Origin of the sequence: Streptomyces rhizosphaerihabitans (assembly GCF_025399795.1) — a bacterium.
Lineage (GTDB): Bacteria > Actinomycetota > Actinomycetes > Streptomycetales > Streptomycetaceae > Streptomyces > Streptomyces rhizosphaerihabitans.
In genome coordinates, this window is the sequence record NZ_JAODTZ010000060.1 from 11,715 (window position 1) to 35,916 (window position 24,202).

General features: G+C 70.2%; 17 protein-coding genes and 1 tRNA gene. 13 read left to right on the forward strand and 5 right to left on the reverse strand.

Annotation, left to right across the window (positions count from 1 at the left end):
* Positions 1-70: 70 nt before the first annotated feature.
* The 3 genes from N4G66_RS38490 (at position 71) to N4G66_RS38500 (ending at position 5,054) form a co-directional block, all read left to right on the forward strand.
* Complete coding sequence (locus N4G66_RS38490; protein ID WP_261708945.1) at positions 71-2,461, forward strand: HelD family protein; 2,391 nt, start codon at positions 71-73, stop codon at positions 2,459-2,461.
* Between the two features lie 504 nt (positions 2,462-2,965).
* The gene (locus N4G66_RS38495) at positions 2,966-4,399 is read left to right on the forward strand and encodes an NAD-dependent malic enzyme (RefSeq protein ID WP_261708946.1); all 1,434 of its coding nucleotides are present in this window, start codon (positions 2,966-2,968) and stop codon (positions 4,397-4,399) included.
* Positions 4,400-4,772: 373 nt separating this feature from the next.
* The gene (locus N4G66_RS38500) at positions 4,773-5,054 is read left to right on the forward strand and encodes an HU family DNA-binding protein (RefSeq protein WP_007382399.1); all 282 of its coding nucleotides are present in this window, start codon (positions 4,773-4,775) and stop codon (positions 5,052-5,054) included.
* 307 nt (positions 5,055-5,361) lie between these two features.
* Here the strand turns inward: N4G66_RS38500 and murA are convergent, their stop codons facing one another.
* A complete protein-coding gene (gene murA, locus N4G66_RS38505; protein ID WP_261708947.1) occupies positions 5,362-6,702 on the reverse strand; it encodes a UDP-N-acetylglucosamine 1-carboxyvinyltransferase in 1,341 nt (446 codons plus the stop codon).
* A gap of 281 nt (positions 6,703-6,983) precedes the next feature.
* Here murA and N4G66_RS38510 point away from each other — a divergent pair, with 281 nt between their 5' ends.
* From N4G66_RS38510 to N4G66_RS38550, 9 genes are all read left to right on the forward strand, one after another.
* Positions 6,984-7,556, forward strand: a complete 573-nt coding sequence (locus N4G66_RS38510) for a YqgE/AlgH family protein (protein WP_261708948.1) — start codon at positions 6,984-6,986, stop codon at positions 7,554-7,556.
* A gap of 85 nt (positions 7,557-7,641) precedes the next feature.
* Positions 7,642-7,938 carry a DUF3039 domain-containing protein gene (locus tag N4G66_RS38515; RefSeq protein ID WP_103554931.1) on the forward strand — a complete coding sequence of 99 codons (297 nt, stop codon included), beginning with the start codon at positions 7,642-7,644 and terminating at the stop codon, positions 7,936-7,938.
* Between the two features lie 1,277 nt (positions 7,939-9,215).
* Positions 9,216-10,874 (forward strand): beta-N-acetylhexosaminidase, encoded by a 1,659-nt coding sequence (locus tag N4G66_RS38520; RefSeq protein ID WP_261708949.1) that lies wholly within the window; start codon positions 9,216-9,218, stop codon positions 10,872-10,874.
* 280 nt (positions 10,875-11,154) lie between these two features.
* Positions 11,155-12,048 (forward strand): FAD binding domain-containing protein, encoded by an 894-nt coding sequence (locus N4G66_RS38525; RefSeq protein ID WP_261708950.1) that lies wholly within the window; start codon positions 11,155-11,157, stop codon positions 12,046-12,048.
* Positions 12,045-13,505 (forward strand): (2Fe-2S)-binding protein, encoded by a 1,461-nt coding sequence (locus tag N4G66_RS38530; protein ID WP_261708951.1) that lies wholly within the window; start codon positions 12,045-12,047, stop codon positions 13,503-13,505. Before N4G66_RS38525 ends, N4G66_RS38530 begins: the two co-directional genes overlap by 4 nt.
* Entirely contained in the window at positions 13,502-15,808 is a 2,307-nt protein-coding gene (locus tag N4G66_RS38535) for a xanthine dehydrogenase family protein molybdopterin-binding subunit (protein WP_261708952.1), read from the forward strand. Before N4G66_RS38530 ends, N4G66_RS38535 begins: the two co-directional genes overlap by 4 nt.
* The gene (locus tag N4G66_RS38540) at positions 15,805-16,011 is read left to right on the forward strand and encodes a hypothetical protein (protein WP_261708953.1); all 207 of its coding nucleotides are present in this window, start codon (positions 15,805-15,807) and stop codon (positions 16,009-16,011) included. Before N4G66_RS38535 ends, N4G66_RS38540 begins: the two co-directional genes overlap by 4 nt.
* Before the next feature lie 331 nt (positions 16,012-16,342).
* Positions 16,343-17,506, forward strand: a complete 1,164-nt coding sequence (locus tag N4G66_RS38545) for an SUKH-4 family immunity protein (RefSeq protein WP_261708954.1) — start codon at positions 16,343-16,345, stop codon at positions 17,504-17,506.
* 178 nt (positions 17,507-17,684) lie between these two features.
* Positions 17,685-19,112: a PA14 domain-containing protein gene (locus N4G66_RS38550; protein WP_261708955.1), complete on the forward strand. Its 1,428-nt coding sequence runs from the start codon at positions 17,685-17,687 to the stop codon at positions 19,110-19,112.
* Between the two features lie 336 nt (positions 19,113-19,448).
* Here the strand turns inward: N4G66_RS38550 and N4G66_RS45755 are convergent, their stop codons facing one another.
* The gene (locus tag N4G66_RS45755; RefSeq protein WP_315903742.1) at positions 19,449-20,216 is read right to left on the reverse strand and encodes an endonuclease domain-containing protein; all 768 of its coding nucleotides are present in this window, start codon (positions 20,214-20,216) and stop codon (positions 19,449-19,451) included.
* A 592-nt stretch (positions 20,217-20,808) separates the two neighbouring features.
* A complete protein-coding gene (locus N4G66_RS38560) occupies positions 20,809-21,627 on the reverse strand; it encodes a DUF6082 family protein (RefSeq protein WP_261708956.1) in 819 nt (272 codons plus the stop codon).
* A 597-nt stretch (positions 21,628-22,224) separates the two neighbouring features.
* Between N4G66_RS38560 and N4G66_RS38565 the strand changes: the two genes are divergently transcribed.
* The gene (locus N4G66_RS38565; protein ID WP_261708957.1) at positions 22,225-22,992 is read left to right on the forward strand and encodes a transposase; all 768 of its coding nucleotides are present in this window, start codon (positions 22,225-22,227) and stop codon (positions 22,990-22,992) included.
* 52 nt (positions 22,993-23,044) lie between these two features.
* Here the strand turns inward: N4G66_RS38565 and N4G66_RS38570 are convergent, their stop codons facing one another.
* Together N4G66_RS38570 and N4G66_RS38575 are read right to left on the reverse strand one after the other, a co-directional pair.
* Positions 23,045-23,338, reverse strand: a complete 294-nt coding sequence (locus tag N4G66_RS38570) for a hypothetical protein (protein WP_261708958.1) — start codon at positions 23,336-23,338, stop codon at positions 23,045-23,047.
* 577 nt (positions 23,339-23,915) lie between these two features.
* A tRNA-Cys gene (locus tag N4G66_RS38575) sits at positions 23,916-23,990 on the reverse strand.
* Positions 23,991-24,202: the final 212 nt, after the last annotated feature.

Below are 24,202 nucleotides of genomic sequence, written 5' to 3' on the forward strand. Positions count from 1 at the left end.
GCGCACGTAGCCTCACGGGCCTCCCTTCGCGTACGGTTGACGGCTGCCCAGCACGTCAGAAGGGGGCCCGGTGGCCGCTCAGGCTCAGCAGGAAACTGCGCTCGGCTCGGTCCACGTTTCCGTACCGGACGAATCCGTCAAGGACGACTCCGTACGGGAGCGTGAGATCAGTGTCGAACAGGAACATCTGGACCGGGTCTACCGGCGCCTCGAGGAGAAGATCCACGAGGCCGAGTTCCTGATGCACGACGCCGCCCAGCGCGGTCACGTCGGTACACCAGGAGCGCTCGCGGAGCGGGATGCCCAGGTGTTCCGCGCAGGAATCCATCTCAACCGTCTCAACAACGAGTTCGAGGACTTCCTCTTCGGACGGATCGACCTGCTCCGCGGGAAGGACGGAACGAAGGGCGCCGACGGCGCCTACACGGCGGTGGAACCCGCCGAGGGCGCGGTCCGCGAGGACAACACGGCCGACATCGCGGAGACACTCCACATCGGCCGTATCGGCGTCCTGGACGCCGACTACGCGCCGCTGGTGATCGACTGGCGGGCGCCCGCCGCGGCCCCGTTCTACCGCTCCACCCCGGTCGACCCCGGCCGGGTCGTACGCCGCCGGGTCATCCGCTCCAAGGGCCGCAGGGTCCTCGGTGTCGAGGACGACCTGATGCGCCCGGAGGTGACGGCCTCCCTCGACGGCCGCGAGCTCCCCGTCATCGGCGACGGCGCGCTCATGGCCGCGCTCGGGCAGGCCCGCAGCCACACCATGCGGGACATCGTCGCGTCCATCCAGGCCGAGCAGGACATGGTGATCCGCGCGCCCGCCGCGTCCGTGACCTACGTCGAGGGCGGCCCCGGCACCGGCAAGACGGCGGTGGCCCTGCACCGGGCCGCCTATCTGCTCTACCAGGACCGCCGCCGGTACGCGGGCGGCATCCTGATCGTCTCCCCGACCCCGCTGCTCGTCGCCTACACCGAGGGCGTCCTGCCCTCGCTCGGTGAGGAGGGGCAGGTCGCGATCCGTGCGATCGGTTCACTCGTCGACGGCGTGGGCGCCACGCTGTACGACTCCCCGGCGGTGGCCCGCGCCAAGGGCTCCTACCGGATGCTGAGGGTGCTGCGGAAGGCGGCGCGCGGGGCGCTGGAGAGCCCGGCCGGGGCGGCCCGGGGCAATTCCGGCCAGCTCGCCCTCGGGGAGCCGGACGAGGCCCCCACGGTTCCCCCCACCCGGCTGCGGGTCGTCGCCTTCGGGCGCCGGCTGGAGCTGGAGTCCGCCGAGCTGGACCGGATCAAGCACAACGCGCTCAGCGGGACCGCGCCGGTCAACCTGCTGCGGCCGCGTGCCCGCCGGCTGCTGCTCGACGCGCTGTGGGCGCGGTCGGGCGCCGGGACCCGGCACTCGGACCCGGAGCTGTCGGCCGAGCTGCGGTCGTCGTTCGACGAGGACGTCACCTCCGAGGACAGCTTCCTGGCGTTCCTGGACGCCTGGTGGCCGGAGCTGACCCCGCGCGGGGTGCTGGCCGCCATGGCCGACGAGCGGCGGCTCGGGCGCTGGGCGCGCCGGATCCTCAACCCCGGCGAGGTCCGCCGGGTGGCGCGCTCGCTCAAGCGGGACGGGTTCTCCGTGCACGACGTGGCGATGCTCGACGAGCTCGAGGCGATCGTCGGCCCGCCCGCCCGGCCCAGGAAGCGGCGCGATCCGGATCCGCTGGACCACCTCACCGGTCTTGAGGAGCTCATGCCCCACCGCGAGGAGACGCAGCGCGAACGCGCCGAGCGGCTGGCGCTGGAGCGGACCGAGTACGCGCACGTCATCGTCGACGAGGCGCAGGACCTCACGCCCATGCAGTGGCGGATGGTCGGCCGACGCGGCCGGCACGCCACCTGGACGGTCGTGGGCGATCCGGCCCAGTCCTCCTGGTCCGACCCCGACGAGGCGGCGGAGGCCCGTGACGAGGCGCTCGGTACCCGGCCCAGGCGCCGCTTCACCCTCACCGTCAACTACCGCAACCCGGCCGAGATCGCCGAGCTGGCCGCCAAGGTGCTCGCCCTCGCCATGCCGGGATCGGAGTCGCCGTCCGCCGTACGGTCCACGGGCGTCGAGCCCCGGTTCGCGGTCGTACGGGACTCCCTCGCGCAGACCGTGCGCGCCGAGGCCGCCCATCTCCTCGACCGGGTCGACGGCACCGTGGGCGTCGTCGTCGCCATGAACCGGCGCGAGGAGGCCGCCCGCTGGCTCGCCGGGCTCGGGGACCGTGTGGTGGCCCTGGGAAGCCTGGAGGCCAAGGGGCTGGAGTACGACGCGACGGTGGTCGTGTCGCCCGCGGAGATCGCGGACGAGTCACCCGCCGGACTGCGTGTCCTGTACGTCGCCCTGACCCGGGCCACGCAGCAGCTCACCGTCGTCTCCAGCGACCGCGACGACCCCGACCCGAACGGCGTCCCCGACCTCCTGCGGGACTGACGGACCTCCTGCGGGACTGACGCCGTCACCGTCCCCCGTCCGGCCCACGGGCCGCCTCCGGCCCGGTCCCGGGCGGGGGCGGCCTGTCCGCCCCCCGGTCCCGTCCGGCCGAAAAGAACTCCCGGGACGGGAATTGCCTTACGGGAATCCTTTGTTACCTTTGACGTGACACCGGCCCGATCCAAGCCCCCGGGCCCAACCTTCGTCGCTACGAGCGACCACTTGCCGCGAGGCGAGCATGGCGGGTCGGTGTCATTGAACGTCGTCCTTCACCGAAGGACCCGAAGAGGCCCACGTCACCCGTGACGTGGGCCTCTTTCGTCTGTGACGTGGGCCTCTTTCGTCGCCCGGCCCACTCTCGTAGGGTGGAATCCGTTTTCCGAAACCGTGAACCTGGTGAACAAAACGTTCGCAATCAGGGGCGACTACCCCGTACTCAGGGGTAGGTGCGACGATCGGACGGCACAAAGCAGTGACACACGGTGAAAGCAGAGGAAGTCGGCCATGGCAACGGCGCCCAGCGTCTCCTACTCGATGACGGTCCGGCTGGAGGTGCCCGCGAGCGGAACCGCGGTCTCCCAGCTCACCACGGCCGTGGAGTCCCACGGAGGCTCGGTGACCGGCCTCGACGTGACCGCCTCCGGCCACGAGAAGCTCCGGATCGACGTCACCATCGCGGCGACCTCCACCTCGCACGCCGAGGAGATCGTCGAGCAGCTGCGGCACATCGAGGGCGTGACCCTCGGCAAGGTCTCCGACCGTACGTTCCTCATGCACCTCGGCGGCAAGATCGAGATGCAGTCCAAGCACCCGATCCGCAACCGTGACGACCTCTCGATGATCTACACCCCGGGTGTGGCCCGGGTGTGCATGGCGATCGCCGAGAACCCCGAGGACGCCCGCCGCCTCACCATCAAGCGCAACTCCGTTGCGGTCGTGACGGACGGTTCCGCCGTGCTGGGCCTCGGCAACATCGGCCCGATGGCCGCGCTGCCCGTGATGGAGGGCAAGGCGGCCCTCTTCAAGCGCTTCGCCGGCATCGACGCCTGGCCGCTGTGCCTGGACACCCAGGACACCGACGCGATCGTCGAGATCGTGAAGGCGATCGCCCCCGGCTTCGCGGGCATCAACCTGGAGGACATCTCCGCGCCGCGCTGCTTCGAGATCGAGGCCCGGCTGCGCGAGGCCCTCGACATCCCCGTCTTCCACGACGACCAGCACGGCACGGCCATCGTCGTCCTCGCCGCCCTGACCAACGCGCTTCGTGTCGCCGACAAGGCGATCGGCGACATCAGGGTCGTCATGTCGGGTGCGGGCGCGGCGGGTACGGCCATCCTCAAGCTGCTGATCGCCGCGGGTGTGAAGAACGCCGTCGTCGCCGACATCCACGGCGTCGTGCACGCGGACCGCGCCGACCTCGTCGACGCTGCCGCGGACTCGCCGCTGCGCTGGATCGCCGACAACACCAACCCCGAAGGTCTCACCGGCACGTTGAAGGAAGCGGTGCGCGACGCCGACGTGTTCATCGGCGTCTCCGCCCCGAACGTGATCGACGGCGACGACGTGGCCGCGATGGCCGAGAACGCCATCGTGTTCGCGCTCGCGAACCCCGACCCCGAGGTCGACCCGGCAGTCGCCCGCCAGACCGCGGCAGTTGTGGCCACCGGCCGCTCCGACTTCCCCAACCAGATCAACAATGTGCTGGTGTTCCCGGGTGTCTTCCGTGGCCTCCTGGACGCCCAGTCGCGTACCGTCAACACGGAGATGATGCTGGCCGCCGCGACCGCCCTCGCAAGCGTGGTGACCGAGGACGAGCTCAACCCGAACTACATCATCCCCAGCGTCTTCAACGACAAGGTCGCGGGCGCGGTCGCCGGAGCTGTGCGCGACGCGGCGAAGGCCGCGGGGGCGACGAGCGCGGTCAACGCGACCCTGTAGCACGGGTCGAGCCGGACCCCGCGCCCGCGTCACAGCGGCCGTCGTCCCGTCTGTGACGGGCGCCACGACCGCCCGGAACCCGGCGCGTCGCGGAACGCGGGGCCAGTGGCCGCCTCTAGGGTGGCGGCCAGGCTCAGGCCTCGCAGGGCCGCTTCGTGTGACCCCCAAGGGTGTTCGTGTGACTCCCAGGGGTGCCGGATTGGCTTTCCCGCCGCAGGTGGGGGCAGGATGCGTCTTCGGGCGCGACGGTCTGGCTACGGACCCGGGTCCGGGGGCCGACCGAGGACCCTGGCAGCATCGGCTTCACTGTGCCCGATATGCGGCTCCGCCGCGTGGCACGCCTCAACAGCAAGAAGAACACGGGAGTAACAACATGAACCGCAGTGAGCTGGTGGCCGCGCTGGCCGACCGTGCCGAGGTGACCCGCAAGGACGCCGACGCCGTTCTGGCCGCTTTCGCCGAGACCGTCGGCGAGATCGTCGCCAAGGGCGACGAGAAGGTCACCATCCCCGGCTTCCTGACCTTCGAGCGCACCCACCGTGCCGCTCGCACCGCGCGCAACCCGCAGACCGGCGACCCGATCCAGATCCCGGCCGGCTACAGCGTGAAGGTCTCCGCGGGCAGCAAGCTCAAGGAAGCCGCCAAGGGCAAGTAAGCCCGGCCGGTACGTTCCCGCCGACGCGGGGCGCGTACCAGGCGCAGCAACGCCGATGGGGCGGCCCCTTTCAGGGGGGCCGCCCCATCGTCGTACGTACGTCTGCCGCGCCGTCAGGCCGAGGGCCTCGCCCAGCGACCGGCCGCCCGGACCGGGGAGGCCGGGTCAGCCCAGCGCCTTGCCCGGCAGTTCGACCTTCGCGCCGAGCTCGACGAGCTTCTCCATGCTGTGTCCACCCGGGGGATGACCCCCGGACCCCCAGCCGGAAAACGGCTGGCTGGGCCGGAGTGGAGAGGAAGGGTGCGGGTCAGCCCAGCGCCTTGCCCGGCAGTTCGACCTTCGCGCCGAGCTCGACGAGCTTCTCCATGAAGTTCTCGTAGCCGCGGTTGATGAGCTCGATGCCGTGGACGCGGGACGTGCCCTGCGCCGCCAGCGCCGCGATCAGGTACGAGAAGCCGCCGCGCAGGTCGGGGATGACCAGGTCGGCGCCCTGGAGCTTCGTCGGGCCCGAAACGACCGCGGAGTGCAGGAAGTTGCGCTGGCCGAAGCGGCAGACCGAGCCGCCGAGGCACTCGCGGTAGAGCTGGATGTGCGCGCCCATCTGGTTCAGCGCGGACGTGAAGCCCAGCCGGGACTCGTACACCGTCTCGTGGATGATCGACAGACCGGTGGCCTGCGTCAGGGCCACGACCAGCGGCTGCTGCCAGTCCGTCTGGAAGCCGGGGTGGACGTCCGTCTCCAGGGCGATGGACTTGAGCTGCGAGCCCGGGTGCCAGAAGCGGATGCCCTCGTCGTCGATCTCGAAGGCACCGCCCACCTTGCGGTAGGTGTTCAGGAACGTCATCATCGAGCGCTGCTGGGCGCCGCGGACGTAGATGTTTCCCTCGGTCGCCAGCGCGGCGGAAGCCCACGAGGCGGCCTCCAGGCGGTCCGGGAGGGCCGCGTGGGTGTAACCGCCGAGCGAGTCCACACCGGTGATGCGGATCGTCCGGTCGGTGTCCATCGCGATGATGGCACCCATCTTCTGCAGGACGCAGATCAGGTCCTCGATCTCCGGCTCCACGGCCGCGTTCGAGAGTTCCGTGACACCCTCCGCGAGCACCGCGGTCAGCAGCACCTGCTCGGTCGCGCCCACGGACGGGTACGGCAGCTGGATCTTGGTGCCGCGCAGCCGCTGCGGGGCCTCCAGGTACTGGCCGTCCTCCCGTTTCTCGATCTTCGCGCCGAACTGCCGCAGCACCTCGAAGTGGAAGTCGATCGGCCGGCCGCCGATGTCGCAGCCGCCGAGACCCGGGATGAACGCGTGGCCCAGCCGGTGCAGCAGCGGGCCGCAGAAGAGGATCGGGATGCGCGACGAGCCCGCGTGGGCATCGATGTCGGCGACGTTCGCGCTCTCGACGTGCGAGGGATCGAGGATCAGCTCGCCGGGCTCCTCACCCGGACGGACGGTCACACCATGCAACTGCAGCAGCCCGCGTACGACACGGACGTCGCGGATGTCGGGGACATTGCGCAGCCGGCTCGGCCCGCTGCCCAGCAGGGCGGCGACCATGGCCTTCGGTACGAGGTTCTTCGCACCGCGGACACGGATCTCGCCCTCAAGCGGGGTTCCGCCATGGACAAGCAGGACATCGTCGTTGACGGTCATGTATCTCGCGTTCCGATGAGTTGGGCAGGCGTGGGTCGTCGGCAGGCCGGTCGTACGGGAGCCGAACAGCAAGGGTAATGGCCGCCCACCCCGGCGCAGTAAGCCCAATGAGGACTCAGCTGCGTCATAGCTTGGCCACAACACGAACCGTTCCGAATCGGGCACACGGGGTCACCGGCCCCGGTGTGCGCGGGCAACGCTCCCTTGCGCCCTGAGCTGCATTCACTCCCGTACGCGTATTGGCTCCCCACATGAAGGGAATGTGCGGGATCATGTCTGGCATGACCGAGGTGTCCTCGCTCACAGGGCGGCTGCTCGTGGCCACGCCCGCCCTGGCGGACCCGAACTTCGACCGTGCGGTGGTGCTGCTCCTCGACCACGACGAGGAGGGCTCCCTCGGTGTCGTCCTCAACCGCCCGACCCCGGTGGGCGTCGGCGACATCCTGGAGAACTGGGCCGGTCTGGCCGGGGAACCGGGCGTCGTCTTCCAGGGCGGCCCCGTCTCGCTGGACTCCGCGCTGGGGGTGGCGGTCATCCCGGGCGGCATGGCGGGGGAGCGCGCGCCCCTCGGCTGGCGGCGTGTGCACGGCGCGATCGGTCTGGTGGATCTGGAGGCCCCGCCCGAGCTCCTCGCCTCGGCCCTCGGCTCCCTGCGCATCTTCGCCGGGTACGCGGGCTGGGGACCGGGGCAGCTGGAGAACGAACTGGTCGAGGGCGCCTGGTACGTCGTCGAATCCGAACCCGGGGACGTCTCCTCCCCGTCGCCGGAACGCCTGTGGCGCGAGGTCCTGCGCCGCCAGCGCAGTGAACTCGCCATGGTGGCGACGTACCCCGACGACCCCTCCCTCAACTGACCGGCACACCGGCTCCGGCCCTTCCCCCGCCGGCACGCGACCCTTCCCTCAACTGATGGGTGCGAGCCCCAGTACCCTTGGGTTCATGAGCACTCTTGAGCCTGAGACCCAGCCCCAGCGAGGCACGGGGACGGGGACCCTCGTAGAGCCGACGCCGCAGGTGTCGCACGGCGACGGGGACCACGAGCGCTTCGCCCATTACGTCCAGAAGGACAAGATCATGGCGAGCGCGCTGGACGGCACGCCCGTCGTGGCGCTGTGCGGCAAGGTGTGGGTACCGGGCCGTGACCCGAAGAAGTATCCCGTGTGTCCCATGTGCAAGGAGATCTTCGAGTCCATGGGCGCCGGTGGCGACCAGGGCAAGGGCGGCGACAAGAAGTGACGCCGGGACTCTCCCCGGCGCAGTAAGCCGCTTGGACGTAGACCGAGCACGGCCGCGACACCCCTGGCGAGGGGTGTCGCGGCCGTGTCGTATGCGAGGCCGGCCCTGCGGGCCCCCGCGGGGCGGCCCCAGGGTGATGGCACCCGCGCGGCGGCCCCGGTGTGGCGCTGCGATCAGTGTCCCCGGCATGCCGCTTGCGGAGCCGGGCCGCTCCGGCCCCCCTTCTGCCGCCCTGCCCGGGCCGACGTGCGGGCCGATCGCGATAGACCCGAGGGGGCGCGGGCGCACAGGCCGGCGGGGAGGTCGTCGGCGGCTGGGCGTTGCACGGAGTGCGTCCCGTGGTCACAGAGTGGTTGAGACCTCTTGTGGGCGGTTCACGCCACTCCGTAACCTCCGAAGTGTTGTGCGGTGCGAAACCGTCGTTGCGCAGGCTGCAACGCGCCCTGGAGGACGCTCGATGAAGCTCGCTGTTCCCGGATTCCTCGCGGCCCGGACGGCGATCGTTCCTCCGCCGGACGGTGCTCGGCGCTTTCGAACCGGCGGGGGAGCGGCGGGCCGCCGGGCCCCGGTTCCCGTCGTATTCGCCCTCCCCGGATTCGTTCCGCCGCGTCTTCCGGCGGCGGGAATTCGGCCGACACTTCCTCGGGTTCCTTCTTGCCGAGGGCTCCGCGATCGCCGTCCCGGCGCTCATCAGGTTTCTCCAGGCGGCGGCGGTGAGACGATTCCGCTTCCGATTCCGGACCATCCCGCCGATCATGTTCCCGGCGGCCCGGACGATGCCCGTCCAGACCTCGGCGATCTTCCTCTTCTCCCTCCCGTTCTTCGCCCCGCGGTACTTCGGCCGACCGAACACGCAGGGTCCGCGGGCCTCGCCGCGCGGGACCTTCTCGCCGCCCTTCGTGATCCCGGTGCCATGGGGTTTCGCCGAGGCCGTCCGGGACGCGCCGGAGGCGGTCGCGCGCAGGGGCGGAGCGAGCCGCACGCGATTCCTCCGGCGGATGCATTTCCCGCTCGCCTTCACCGGCCTCGTGGCCGCCTGGATGTTTTCCTCCGTCCCGGCCGGGAACGATTTCCTGTTCCCCGAGTCCCTCTTCCCCGACGGCATCCAGCAGCCCCCGTGCCGGGGGTCCTCCTCGTCTTCCGTAAGCCGGTGGAGCCCGACCGGACGGTATGGCGGCCGCCTCCGCGGTGACGGCGATTCAGGTGCCGATCCTCTTCGTACGCGTACACCGGTGACTCGCCTCCGGCCTCGGCGGCGGTAAAGGACTGAAGGACGGATGGACATGATGGATACGGGCCTGATTCCTGCGCCCCTCGTCGTCGAAGGCGCCCCGCACGGGCGGTTCGCGCTCGACGCGGAGACCACCCTGTGGGCCGCGCCCGGCACGGCCACCACCGAACGCTGGCTGCGCTCGACGCTCGGCGCCGCACTCGGACTGGCGCTGCGACCTGGGCCGCAGGACGCTCGGGGCGCCGTACGCCTGCTCCTCGACGACACCCTGGAACCGGAGGCGTACCGGCTCGGCGTCGGCGACGACGGCGTCGACATCCGCGGCGGCGACGCGGCCGGGGTCTTCTGGGGCGCGCAGACATTGCGTCAACTGCTCGGCCCCGACGCTTTTCGCCGCGCCCCGATCCGCCCGCGGACGACGTACGGAATCGAGTACCGGACCATCGAGGACGCGCCCCGATTCCGCTGGCGCGGCCTGATGCTCGATGTCTCCCGGCACTTCATGCCGAAGGAAGGCGTCCTGCGCTACCTCGACCTGCTGGCCGCGCACAAACTCAATGTCTTCCACTTCCATCTCACCGACGACCAGGGATGGCGTGTTCAGATCAAGCGTTATCCGAGGCTGACGGAGGTCGGTTCCTGGCGGGCGCGCACCAAATTCGGCCACCGGGCCTCGCCGCTGTGGGAGGAGAAGCCGCACGGAGGCTTCTACACACAGGACGACATCCGCGAGATCGTCGCGTACGCGGCCGACCGGCATATCGCCGTGGTCCCCGAAATCGACATCCCCGGCCACTCGCAGGCCGCCATCGCCGCGTATCCGGAACTGGGCAACACCGACGTCATCGACACGACCTCCCTGACCGTCTGGGACAACTGGGGCGTCTCCAAAAACGTACTCGCCCCCACTGACAACGCCCTGCGCTTCTACGAGGGGGTCTTCGAGGAACTCCTCGACCTGTTCCCGGCGGACCCCGCGCACTTCCCGGAGTTCTCGGGCTTCTTCCACATCGGGGGCGACGAGTGCGCCAAGGACCAGTGGAAGCGGTCGGCCACCGCCCAGGCGCGCATCCGGGAACTCGGACTCGCCGACGAGGACGAGTTGCAGTCCTGGTTCATCCGGCACTTCGACAACTGGCTGTCCGCGCGCGGGCGTCGGCTGATCGGCTGGGACGAGATCCTGGAAGGCGGTCTCGCGCCGGGCGCCGCGGTGTCGTCGTGGCGCGGCTACCAGGGCGGCGTCACGGCCGCGCGCGCGGGCCACGACGTCGTCATGTGCCCCGAGCAGCACGTGTACTTGGACTACCGGCAGGCAGCGGGCGAGGACGAACCGGTGCCCATCGCCTATGTACGCACTCTGGAGGATGTCTACCGCTTCGAGCCGGTTCCGCCGCAGCTCACCGAGGCGGAGGCACGGCACGTGCTGGGCACGCAGGCCAACGTGTGGACCGAGGTGATGGAAGACCAAACGCGCGTGGACTACCAGGCGTTCCCGAGGCTCGCCGCCTTCGCCGAGGTCGCCTGGAGCCGTCTGCCGGCTCCCGCGGAGCGTGACTTCGCCGGTTTCGAGCAGCGGATGGGTGCCCACTACGAGCGACTCGACGCGCTCGGAGTCGGCTACCGGCCGCCCGCGGGCCCGCGGCCGTGGCAGCGGCGCCCCGGGGTGCTCGGACGCCCGATCGAGGGGGCGCCCCCGAACGTGTGAGACGGCTCACGGCCGGTGTGCCCCGGGCCAATGCCCTGGCACCGTTGCCCCGCAAGGAAAAAAGGCCCCCAAGGGTCACCGAAGAGTGACAATTCGCGCTCACCGGCGATGCCGTGCGAAAACCGGCCATCTCCCTGGTGAGAGGGGCGAATGCCTCCTAGCGGACCCCCGCGTCGGGGGCCGGGGAAGATGTGCCAGAGTTGCCACGTCCGCCCTGTCAGCACGTACCGTACGGCAGCACAGGTGGGACCAGGTGGGGCAGCGGGAAGGGGCAACCGGTTTGACCACGCACGCACTGCAGACGGCGCAGGCCGTGACGCTGCCCGTCTCGCTGGACGAGGCGGTGGCGGCGCTGTCCGCCATGCCCACGGCCGTTCCGGTGGCGGGCGGCACGGATCTGATGGCCGCGGTCAACTCCGGACAGCTGAGGCCGTCCGCGCTCGTCGGCCTCGGCCGGATCAGCGAGATCCGCGGCTGGCAGTACCAGGACGGCCACGCGCTGCTCGGCGCGGGCCTCACACATGCCCGTATGGGCCGCCCCGACTTCGCCGCCCTCATCCCGGCACTCGCCGCCGCCGCGCGGGCGGCCGGACCGCCGCAGATCCGCAACGCCGGCACCCTCGGCGGCAACATCGCCTCGGCCGCCCCCACGGGGGACGCGCTGCCCGTGCTGGCCGCCCTGGAAGCCACGTTGATCATCGCGGGGCCGGGCGGAGTCCGCCGCGAGATCCCCGTGTCCCACCTGCTCGCGGGTGTGGACATGCTCCGCGGCGGAGAACTCATCGGCTACGTGCGCGTGCCGCTGCTGCACGCCCCGCAGGTCTTCCTGAAGGCCACCGGACGCACCGGACCCGGGCGCGCCATCGCCTCCGTGGCGGTCGTCCTCGACCCGGCCCGGCGCGGCGTGCGGTGCGCCGTCGGCGCCATAGCGCCGATGCCGCTGCGGCCGCTGGACGCCGAGGCGTGGGTGGCCCAGCTGATCGACTGGGACAACAGCCGCGCGATCGTCCCGGAGGCGCTGACCGCGTTCGGTGAGTACGTGGCCGCTGCCTGCATCCCCGATCCCGTCCCCGCCGAGGACGGATCCCTGACACCGCTTCCGCCCGCCGTACTGCATCTGCGGCGCACCGTCGCCGCGCTGGCCCGACGAGCACTTGGGAGGGCACTGTCGTGACCGACGACCAGCACGAAGGGGCCGCTCCGCGGAGCGGCAGCCGCTGGGATCCGCTGCCCCAGGGCGACTACGACGACGGCGCCACCGCCTTCGTCAAACTCCCCGAAGGGGGCATCGAGGCCCTCCTCGCCGCCCGGGAGCCCCTCGCGGCGCCCGGACACGGCTATGTGCCCCCGCAGATCGCCGTGACGCCCGCCCCGCCAGGGGCGGCGGACCCGGCGGCCGACGGAACGTGGGCCGGGCAGGGCGGCAACGCCCCGTGGCCGGATCCGAACGCCGCACAGCCGGGACCCGGCGCCCACGACGACCGGTTCTCGTACCAGCCCGGGTCCACCGGGCAGTGGGAGTTCGGCGACGGCGCCCGTGACGGCGCCGGGCACGGCCAGGGACACGGTCCCGGACACGACGTGACCGGGCAGTGGTCGGTTCCGGTGGCCGGAGGCGACCTTCCGGACGAATCGGGTGAGTTCACCACTTCGGCACTCGTCGAGCAGTGGGGCGGTACGCCGCCCGCCACGCTCCCCGGCGGCGCGTCCGCGCCCTGGGCCAGCGAGATCGGACAGCCCTGGACCGCCGACGCGCACGAAGCGGCCGCCGAGGCCCCCGCGGAGCGCGCGGGGCAGCTGGAGGCCGAATCGCCCGCGCAGGCCGCCCAGCGGCCCGTACAGTCGGCCCACGGGGCCCCTGAGCCCGTCGCCGACCCCGAACCGGTGACCGCAGGGACACGCGAGGTGTCCGAGTCCGATCCGGCGCACGAGACCGCCGAGGCGGGCGACCGGACGCCGGACGCGGACCACTCCGCGCCGGCCGCCCACGACGAACACCCCCTCGCCTCCTACGTCCTGCGCGTCAACGGCGCCGACCGGCCGGTCACCGACGCCTGGATCGGCGAATCGCTGCTCTACGTATTGCGCGAGCGGCTCGGCCTCGCGGGCGCCAAGGACGGCTGCTCGCAGGGCGAGTGCGGCGCCTGCAACATCCAGGTGGACGGCCGGCTCGTGGCCTCGTGCCTGGTACCCGGCGTCACCGCCGCCGGCAGCGAGGTGCGCACCGTCGAGGGCCTGGCCGCCGACGGCCAGCCCTCCGACGTCCAGCGGGCCCTGGCCAAGTGCGGGGCCGTGCAGTGCGGTTTCTGCGTCCCCGGCATGGCGATGACCCTGCACGACCTGCTGGAGGGCAACCCCGCGCCGAGCGAGCTGGAGACCCGCCAGGCCCTGTGCGGCAACCTGTGCCGCTGCTCCGGCTACCGCGGCGTCCTGGACGCCGTGCGCGAGGTCGTCGCCGAACGCGAGGCGCACTCCGCCGCCGCGGCCGAAGCCGCCCCCGAGGCCCGCATCCCGCACCAGGCCGGCCCCGGCGCCGGCGGCGTCCACCCGTCCGCTTACGAGGACGGCGCCGCCTTCGGTTCCCGGGCCCAGCACGAACAGCCGTACGGCCAGGACGGAGGCCAGGCGTGACCAACCAGGCCGCGACCGCGACACCCGCGGCGCACGAGACGGGCCCCGAGCCGCTGCCTCACGGGCTCGGCGTCTCGCTGCCCGCAGCCGACGACCGCGCGAAGACCGAGGGCACCTTCCCCTACGCCGCCGACCTGTGGGCCGAGGGCCTGCTGTGGGCCGCCGTGCTCCGCTCGCCCCACCCGCACGCGCGCATCCTGTCCATCGACACCAGCCACGCGCGCGAGATGCCCGGCGTACGCGCCGTCATCACCCACGAGGACGTGCCCGGTACCCCGCTGCACGGCCGCGGCAGAGCCGACCGCCCGGTGTTCGCCTCCGAGGTCGTACGCCACCACGGGGAGCCCATCGCGGCCGTCGCCGCCGACCACCCGGACACCGCGCGGATGGCCGCCGCCGCCGTCATCGTCGAGTACGAGGTGCTCGAACCGGTCACCGACCCGGAGCAGGCCTTCGAGGCCGAACCCCTGCACCCCGACGGCAACCTGATCCGCCACATCCCGCTGCGCCACGGCGACCCCGACGCGGTCGGCGAGATCGTCGTCGAGGGCCTGTACCGCATCGGCCGCCAGGACCCCGCCCCCATCGGCGCCGAGGCCGGACTCGCCGTGCCCCGCCCCGACGGCGGCGTCGAGCTCTACATCGCCTCCACCGACCCGCACAGCGACCGCGACGCCGCCGCCGCCTGTTACGGCCTCGAACCCGCGCGCGTGAAGGTCGTCGTCACCGGCGTCCCCGGAGCCTCCGCGGACCGTGAGGACCAGGGCTTCCAGCTCGCCCTCGGCCTGCTCGCCCTGAAGACCGGCTGCCCGGTGAAACTCACCGCTACGCGCGAGGAGTCCTTCCTCGGCCACGCCCACCGGCACCCGACCCTGCTGCGCTACCGGCACCACGCCGACGCCGACGGCATGCTGGTCAAGGTCGAGGCACAGATCCTGCTCGACGCGGGCGCCTACGCCGACACCTCCGGCGAGTCCCTCGCCGCCGCGGTCTCCTTCGCCTGCGGCCCGTACGTCGTCCCGAACGCCTTCATCGAGGGCTGGGCCGTCCGCACCAACAACCCGCCCTCGGGGCATGTGCGCGGTGAGGGCGCGCTCCAGGTCTGCGCCGCCTACGAGGCCCAGATGGACAAGCTGGCCAAGAAACTCGGGACAGACCCCGCGGAACTGCGCCTGCGCAACGCCATGGCCACGGGGGACGTCCTGCCGACCGGCCAGACGGTGACCTGCCCGGCGCCCGTCGCCGAGCTGCTCCAGGCCGTACGCGACTACCCGCTGCCGGCCCTCCCCAAGGACACGCCCGAGGACGAGTGGCTGCTGCCCGGCGGCCCCGAGGGCGCGGGCGAACCCGGTGCCGTACGCCGCGGTGTCGGCTACGCGCTCGGCATGGTGCACATGCTCGGCGCCGAGGGCGCCGACGAGGTCTCGACAGCCACCGTGAAGGTCCACGACGGCGTCGCCACGGTGCTCTGCGCGGCCGTGGAGACCGGCCAGGGCTTCACCACGCTGGCCCGGCAGATCGTCCAGGAGACGCTCGGCATCGACGAGGTGCACGTGGCCCCGGTCGACACCGACCAGCCCCCGGCGGGCCCGAGCTGCCGCGGCCGGCACACCTGGGTGTCCGGCGGAGCGGTGGAGCGCGCGGCCAAGATGGTCCGTACGCAACTGCTGCAACCGCTGGCGCACAAGTTCGGAATGTCCACCGAGCTGCTCCAGATCACCGACGGCAAGATCACGTCGTACGACGGTGTGCTGTCGACCACGGTCACCGAGGCGATGGACGGCAAGGAACTGTGGGCGACCGCGCAGTGCCGCCCGCACCCGACCGAACCGCTGGACGAGGCCGGCCAGGGCGACGCCTTCGTGGGCCTCGCCTTCTGCGCCATCCGCGCGGTGGTGGACGTCGACATCGAACTGGGCTCCGTACGGGTCGTGGAGCTGGCGCTCGCCCAGGACGTCGGCCGGATCCTCAACCCGGCACAGCTGACCGCCCGCATCGAGGCGGGCGTCACCCAGGGCGTCGGCGCCGCGCTGACCGAGAACCTCCGGACGGCCCGCGGCCTGGTCCGGCACCCCGACCTCACCGGCTACGCCCTGCCGACCGCACTGGACGCGCCCGACATCCGCATCGTCAAGCTGGTCGAGGAGCGCGACGTCGTCGCGCCCTTCGGCGCCAAGGCGGTGAGCGCGGTGCCGGTCGTGACCTCCCCCGCGGCCATCGCGTCCGCCGTACGGGCGGCCACCGGCCGGCCGGTCAACCGTCTGCCGATCCGCCCGCAGGCGGCGGTGGTGACGGCTCAGTGAGCGCGCAGGAGCCGACGACCGGCGAGCCCTCGCCGAACGGCGCCGAGCCGTCGGCGCAGGGCACCGACCTCCCGGCTCAGGGCGGCGAGTCCGGGCAGCCGCGCTACGAACCCCCGCCCAGCGTGGGGAAGCTGCTGATCTGGGTGCTGCTGTTCGTGCTGGCGGCCGTGGTCGTCGTCCTGGGCGGCGTCTACTTCACCTGACGCGCGCCGGCACACCTGACGCGCGCTGCGGCACACGTGGCTCTGCGCACCGCGCGTGGCTCTGCACCGCGTGCGTGGCTCTGCGCACGGGGCGACGGACGGCCCGGCACCCGCATCTGCGCACGCCCCGGCGGATGGCCGGATCCCGACGGTTCGCGGCGCCGCGGACCCCCGCGCCCTGCCCGTCCCTGTCCCGTGGCGGGCCTGTTTCCGCGTGTTTCCGGCGTTGTCAGTGGGGCGGCGTATGGTTCTGGCTGAATGGGGAACTGCCGTGGGACGACCGGCCGTTCCCTCCGGGGGAGCACGATGCGTTCACATGCGCGGGGGAGCCATGAGTACGACTGACACCGATGTCGGCGGCGCGATCACACTGACCGACGACGAGCTGGATCCGTACGTCACACACGCGAGCACCCGGGACCGGCTCACCGGCCCCGGACTGCCCTGCGACGGCACACTGCTCGGATTCGGCGCGCTGCGGGAGCACGGCCTGCGCACGGTCGCCGACCTGGCGGGCGACGCCGACAAGCTCGCCGAGGAGCTGCGCGACCAACTCGTCATCGGGGCGCTGCGCAGCCTGGACCGGGACCTGGAGTCGATCGTGCTGGACGGGACGACGGGCGAGGTCTCCTCGGCCCACGTCCAGCGGAACGCCGCCCGTCTGGACCTCTCGCCCCTGGCGCCCTCCCTGGAGGCCCTGCTGCGCTTCGCGGCGGCCACCGAGGAACTGACCGTGTCCCGGGGCCGGCCGGGCCCGTTCGGCCCGAAGGCGGTCGCGGAGGCCTCGGACCGGCTGAGCGCCGTCTTCGAGGCCGCGGGCGAGGACGTACCGCCGTACTGGCGGATGGCCGCGCTGATCCGCCCGCTCGCCCGGATCGCCGGACCCGGTGAAGGACTCGTCCTCGGCCTGCCGAAGCGGCTGCTGGACGAGGAGTTCGGCGCCGGCGAGATCATGCGCTTCGAGGACGTCGACTTCCCGCCCGCGCTGACGCACGAGCCGACCCGCCGCTTCCTGCGGGAGTCCGGCCTGCCCGAGGACGGCTTCCTCTTCCAGCTGGACACGGAGGTGCCGCTGCCGGCCCTCACCGAGTACTACGCGGACGAGCGCCCCGACGCGTTCTCCGCCGACCTGCTCCCGGCCGCCGCCGACCGTCTGATACGCCTCGGCTACCTCTTGGAGGACACGAGCCTGGTCGTGGACGGCACCACGGGCGCGGTGCTCGCCTGGAGCGAGCCGGACCTGACCCTGCGCCCGCTCAACGCGGACATCTCCACGCTCGCGTTCACCCTCTGGCTCGTCCACCGCGAGAAGACCGTCGACGCGGCCCACGGCATCAGCGACTCCTACGACCGGCTCGCCGCCACCCTGACCGAGACCCTCGCCACCGTCGACCCCACCGCCTGCGACCGGACCCCGACCCTCCCGGGCGACGACGGCCGGCGCTACTGGCCGGAAATATTCGAGGACCGGGCGGGCGGCACGCTGTACGCCTAGCGTCACCGGCCCCGCAGCCGAGCCCCGGCACGAATCGGCCGCCCTCCGAACGAGGACGGCCGGCACGTCGACGGAGGCCGTAGGGAATCGAACTGATGTGGCGACGGAGTGCGCAACCTTTTCCTTGTTCCGCGGGTCTTCACGCCGAACCTCTTGCCCCTGAGCGTGGAAGGCCACTGTGCACCACAAGAGATCCGTCGTCGCCCTGACCGGCGGCGCCCTTTCCGCCACCGTCCTGGGCGGCCTGCTGGCCGTCGCCCCGCAGGCGGCCGCCGATGTCACCTGCGGCACCAACGTCTTCAAGCGGACGTTCTACAAGAACAGCTCGTTCTCCGGCGCCCCGGCGAAGACCGACTGTGACAACGCCGTCTCCCAGAGCTGGTCCGGCAGCCCTGTCACCGGTCTGCCGGGCAACGGCTTCGGTGTCCGCTGGACGGTGACCCGCGACTTCGGCTCCGGCGGTCCCTTCACGTTCGCCGTGTCCGCCACCGACGGCGTCCGCGTCTACCTGGACAGCGTCCGCAAGATCGACCTGTGGAGCGGCACCGGTGACACCCCCCGCTCCAAGAGCGTCAACCTCACCGTCCCCGCCGGCAGGCACACGCTGCGCGTCGACTACGTGAACTGGACCGGCGCGGCCAAGGTCGCGTACTCGTACACGCCCCGGACCACGGCCACGGTCGACAAAGTGAAGCCGCTCGCCCCCACCGGAGTGAAGACCGCCTACGACACCAAGGCCCGCAGGACGACCGTCTCCTGGTCCGCCAACAAGGAGATGGACCTGGCGAGTTACACCCTCTACCGGCGTCCTGTCGGCTCCAGCACCTGGACGAAGGTCACCACGACCACCGCCCGCAGCTTCACCGACCCCTTGGCCAACCCCGACGACCGTACGCCCTACTACTACGAGGTCCGGGCCAAGGACAAGGCGGGCAACACATCGTCGGGCAGCACGGACACCGTCGTCCGGCCCCTGCCCGAGGTCACTTCCCTGAGCGGCACCTACGACAAGGCGACCGGCAAGGTCGCTCTGAACTGGCCCCTCAACACCGAGCCGCAGTTCGACCACTACACGGTCCTCAGCAACGACAAGGTGGACGGCTCCTACGTCTGGGTCCCCCTCGGCACCACCAAGGGCCACACCTGGACCGTCGGCCCCGTCACAGCCGACGGCGAGACCCGCCATTACCGCGTCCTCGTCACCAATGACGGCGGCACCACCACCTACAACCCCGACTGGCTCAGCGCCAGTGCCACCAACGAGCTCTGGCTCGCGATCCCCGACGGCATCGCCCCCGCCGAGGCCCCCGACCTCACCCTGCGTTTCTGCGCAGCCGGCATCGAGGCGACCGCCACCGACTACACGCCGTCCGCGATCCGCGACTTCTACGGCTTCGAGATCGAGCGCCGCGAGGCGGGGACAGCCACATGGTCGGTCGCCGTGCACAAGGCGTACGACCCCCGCCTCACCCCCGCCGCCGTCAGCGTCTGCGACCCGCTGCCGGCCGACGGCCGTACCTACGAGTACCGCGCCCGCACCTACGACGGCGCCGACAACTACTCGCCGTACAGCGATATCCGCGCACTGACGACGCAGACCGACTGACGGCCACCGTACGGCCGGAGCACGACCGACAAGCAAGTGGGCGGCACCCCGGAAGGGGTGCCGCCCACTTGCTCTGCCTGCTCAGACACCAGAGGCCGTGGCGGGAATTGAACCCACGTAACTCGCTTTGCAGGTTTGTCGATGCTGATCCGGGCGGGATTCGGAAGGGTTCGAGGGTGTTCAATCCCGTGCGCGAGCACAGAAGGAAGGGACCGAGCGAACGGTCCCGGACGGCGGCGTACGACGATGAATGAGACGGAAACTGAGACGGAGCTAGGGGCGCTGACCTGGATGATGCCTGCCCGGAACAGTCGGTTCGACGGGCCTTGAAACGAGCTAAGCGCTGCACTGTCTGCCAGCATCGGTGTGCTTGGGGCACCGGCGGTAGTAGCTCTCGTCAAGGTTGCGGCTGTGCGTTGCCCGTCCGTGCCGGGGCCGCCATCCACGCCAGTAGCGGGTGTTACAGCGATTGCACAGCGGGGCGCGTACAAAGCCGTGCGTGTGACAGTGGTCCCACACGCTCGCGCGCACGGTCATGCAGCTCGCACACATGAATTGCGCAGCAGTTGGCCAAGTCCGTCGACCTTCGCGGTCGACGCGGTAACGCTGACCCGCCAGTTGGCCGTCATACACCACGGCGTTTGCGTCGCTACCTCTTGCACCGTAGACAACCGCGGTGCGGGTGCACTCCCCTTGGTCGGCCACCACCGCATCCCCGACCCGTTCGAACCAGCCCGCGGCATCCTGTCCGTGGTGTGCCCCGAGACATGAGCAGTGGCATTCGGCGCCCGTCGCCTCCAAACACGTCCTGGTGCACTTCGACAGCCTCGACATGTCTCGATAGAGCACGATGAACCCGTACCGGTCCACCGCCGCTGTAACCAGCCGTACGAGACTGCTACGTGGCAGGTTCCATCGGTCGACGCTGAACCCCGGGGAGCGGATGCCGACTGTCTCGTGTAGCCAACTACGGTTGCCCTTTCGGGGCGGAAGCTTGGCGATGACCTGCCCGTCTAGCGGTAGCCAAACCATCGCTACTGGCCCTGTCCCGGGTTTGGTGACTATGCGTCCATCGACGATGCGAACTGGTAAGTCGTCCGTCATACCGCCCACGGTGGCAGGGAGGTCGGCCTTCGGGAACCCGCCTCCAGGGTTGGCCGCGCTGGTCACGGACCCTCAACCCCGATGGGCGGCGGCTCCGGTTTACGGGAAGGGGCGACACCCTGTGCGGGGGTGCCGCCCTTTCGGGCATTATCTGCGGAGACTGTCAAGCTACGTTGCTGACCAGGCAAGTTGGCGTTTGCTGGCGTTGGCTGCCGCTGAACCCGCGCGAAGCCGTTGTGCCCTCCGGGTGCGGCTGGGTTCCGTCCACGGCCCGCCTGCACAGGTCGATATGGGGTGCCCCAGAGCGAGGCAGCGCTCTCATCGCACGACAAAGGGTTCGTGTGATGGCGTCAGGATTCGAATCCCGCTTGTTGCGCAGGAACTTATGAGGCGCGGGGAGGCCCTGGGGCGACTCGTGCTGAGCAGGTGACAGACCGCGGCCGGGGGTGGTCCGTTGTCGTTGATGGTTGCTGTGGGCCGCCCTTTGACGGCCCAGGGACGGCCCGCGGCCCGCCATCCCGGCCGCTTCCTGGCCACTGTGACCTCCCCCAACCGGCCGTGATCGATATCCTCATGCCAGGGATACGCATACTTACTCGGATTCAGGGGCAAAAAAAGACGCAGCCGCCAGGGGCGGCCCCGCAGCTACTGCGCTTCCGTATGCTTCATCCATTAGATTCGCGAATTGAATCTGCCTCTCCTCCCCGGACGCCTCTGCAAATGCACGCCAGCTTGCAGAGCGATCCTCCCAATGGTCTCGCGCTCGCTCGCCTCGAAAATGCAGCGCCAATTGAACGCGCGCTGCCCTGTCGTTCATTCGCTTGAGTATGTAATCGGAATACCATTGCATGACGATCAAATGTGTGAAGTTAAGTTGTTTTGCGAGTGTCGGCGGGAGCGGGTTTCGTGATGGTTGCCAGCAAACCAGAAGATCCGGGTCGTTGATCGATGCAAGTAGCAGCTCGCGGAGCGCCGCTCGACGTTCTTCTTCGTTAGATATACTGGTTTGATGAGCCTGAAAGGAAATAGATGCCGCAACTCCAATGAGCGCTGCACCTGAGAAGACCACCGATAGGAAACCGTAGGCTTGGCCCACATTACTCAGCGATTGCCAGTCCCTTCCGAGAAATGATAGAGCTTCCAGGAGCAGCGGGGTAAGTACAACGGTAGCGATTGTGGCGAAGGCGATGAGCCATGGAAAATACCTGTTCCGCCGGAGTCTCACACGCACCCTCTTTTCTATTTTGACGGAACTCGCTGCCGGGTTCCTGCTTAAGGGGATGATTCCCAGATCGATGTGCGGCCACACGAACAGTCGGTGGAGTTCTTGGACAGTCGAGCCAAGTGATCGGCGATCTTGAAAACCGTTGTGTCCCCTGCGCGATACCACTTTCTCGACTTCGTCAAGCACCCGGCTGCGCTCCGCTCCCCCGGGCGGCCTTCCGGCTCCGCTCGGGGCGTATCCGCATGTGGGCGGGCGTCGGCGCAGCCGGGGCGGAGCGGGCCAAAGACAGGAGCGGCCCGAAGGTCATGATGCCGAGCGCCAACCATCGCGCCCTACGGTCAAGGATCGATACCTCTGGCGGGGGATCGGCCGGCACCAGGACAGAGGGGGCGCCGTTCCCGGCCGCGGGCACATCGTGGCGAGCGCGGTGGGCGGTGGGCGGTCTAAGCGTTGTCCCGTAATCGGTGCACCTGTCTCGCCGTAGGGTGTGCGAGGCGGTGCAGTGGGCGCCGTTGGGATGGCCGCAAGGGAGTGCGCCGTTGAACCGGAATCCCACCTGCTGCTTCTGTTACCTGATCATCGACCTTGATCAGGACCGGGGGGCGACCAAACTCAGGCTTGCTGCGGCCAGCCCGGAGCAGGCCGGTGGTGTGTAGCAGTGGGTGTACTCGCACTCAAGCTGTCTGCGCGATCGAGTCCACGCGAGTATCGACCTCTGGTGGGAGATGTGAAAGCCAAGGAGGCAGTCCCGGGCTGCTGATCACAGGGTGAAATGATCTTGCCGTGTCTGGTGTGATCACGGCGTCGGAGCCTTCCTGGACAGCCCTGTTCACCGGGCTGAGCCCGCGTCAGTTCGGGCAGCTGGTAACCGCACTCCGGCGCGAAGGCGCGGATCCAGTACGCAAGGACCGGCCGTGGAGCCTGACGCTGGAGGACCGCGTGCTTCTGGTTGCCGCGTATTGGCGGACGAACCTGACACTGCGCCAACTGGCGCCGTTTTTCGGGGTGTCCAAGTCCGCGGCCGACCGGATCGTCGACCACCTCGGCCCCTTGCTGGCCCTGCAGCCCCGCAAGCGGTTCCGCCGTGACGCCGTGCTGATCGGGGACGGCACCCTCGTCCCCACCCGCGACCACACGGTCGCCGAGCAGTCGAAAAACTACCGGTACTCGACCAACCACCAAGTCGTCACCGACGCTGGCACCCGGCTGGTCGTCGTGGTCGGCCGGCCTTTGCCCGGTAACCGCAACGACTGCAAGGCGTGGGAACTGTCCGGAGCCAAGGATGCCGTCGGCCATGCCACGGTGATCGCCGACGGCGGCTACCGGGGCACCGGTCTGGTCATCCCGCACCGCCGCGAACGTGGCCAAGAACTCCCAGCCTGGAAGGAGGAGCGCAATGCCTCCCACCGCAAGGTTCGCGCCCGTGTCGAGCACACCTTCGCCCGGATGAAGACCTGGAAGATCCTCCGCGACTGCCGTCTGAAAGGCAACGGCGTCCACCACGCCATGCTGGGCATCGCCCGCCTGCGCAACCTCGCCCTCGCGGGATAGGCGAACAGCAGTTGGAGCCCGTGCACGTCAGAGATCATTTACGGGACAACGCTTAGTTCACGGCCTTGCCGCCCAATAGCCCAACCATGGCCCCGAAGCCCAAGTTGCAAAGGGTGGAGCAGGTGTTCATTGCCGACTTGGCTGCCTCGGTGGGCTTCTCTACGAAGATTCCGATGTAGAGGCTGGCCATGAGCGTGAGCAGCGTCATCACCGCCACGCATAGGAAGACCAGTTTGAAGTGCGCCGTTACTGTGGTGACGGCCGTCACCCCAGGCGTATGAGGCTCGACAGAGGCAGACGAGGTGCTCATAGCGCCAGAGGCGGGGTTCGTGACGCTCTCACTCATCTGACTCACCCCCCGTAGCTACTTCAGCTCCGTCCTTGCGCTTTGATCGATGGCTGCCGTCGCCTGATCGACGGTTGCCCTCGCCTGAGCGCGGGCTCGGTAGCCGAGGAGGGGGGCCTGGGCGCTTCGGGCGTTTGCCTTCGTCAGGCTGGTCATCCGCGGATATGGACGCCACGTGGGTCTGAGCGAACTTGGCGGCAGCGTCGGTTCCGCTGAACTCAAGTCGCTTTCCGTCTACCTCGACGATCACGGTGGTTGCCCTTGGACGCCGAAGGGTGGTGTGCAAGATGCTGCGGACAGCGGAGCTGCCGGTCACAGCGGCGAGTAGTGCTCCTACCGGAACCAGTCGAAAGATCCAGTCCACCAGATCCATGTCCCACCTTCCCCCTAGGTGTGCGGCGCAGCCTGGATGCGTTGAGTCGTGCCACAGATTGTGCCGTCTAAGCGGGCTGCTGCGCCCGCTAGTTCTCCGATCTTCGGAGCTGTGGAGAGGCGAGACGGGGACGCAACTGAGACGGACACTGAAAGGGCGGCACCCGCTGTGGGTGCCGCCCTTTCGTTCTGCCTGTTCAGGCGCTGGAGGCCGTGGCGGGAATCGAACCCACGTAACTCGATTTGCAATCGAGCCCCTGAACCACTCGGGCACACGGCCAGTCTCAGGTGCGGCACGGCTCACTCGTTCCGAACCTGATGGGTCGACCGTAGGCGGGGTGCGGGAGTGGGCTCAAGGGTTCCGGGAGCGCTGCAACGCGACTGCCACACCCCGTTCACGAACCGCGGGGCGGCCGGATCGGGGTGTGGTCGTGCGGGAGGCTCCGCGGGCGTTCGCGCGGAAGGGACAGGCGCGGTTGTGAGAGGGGCTCG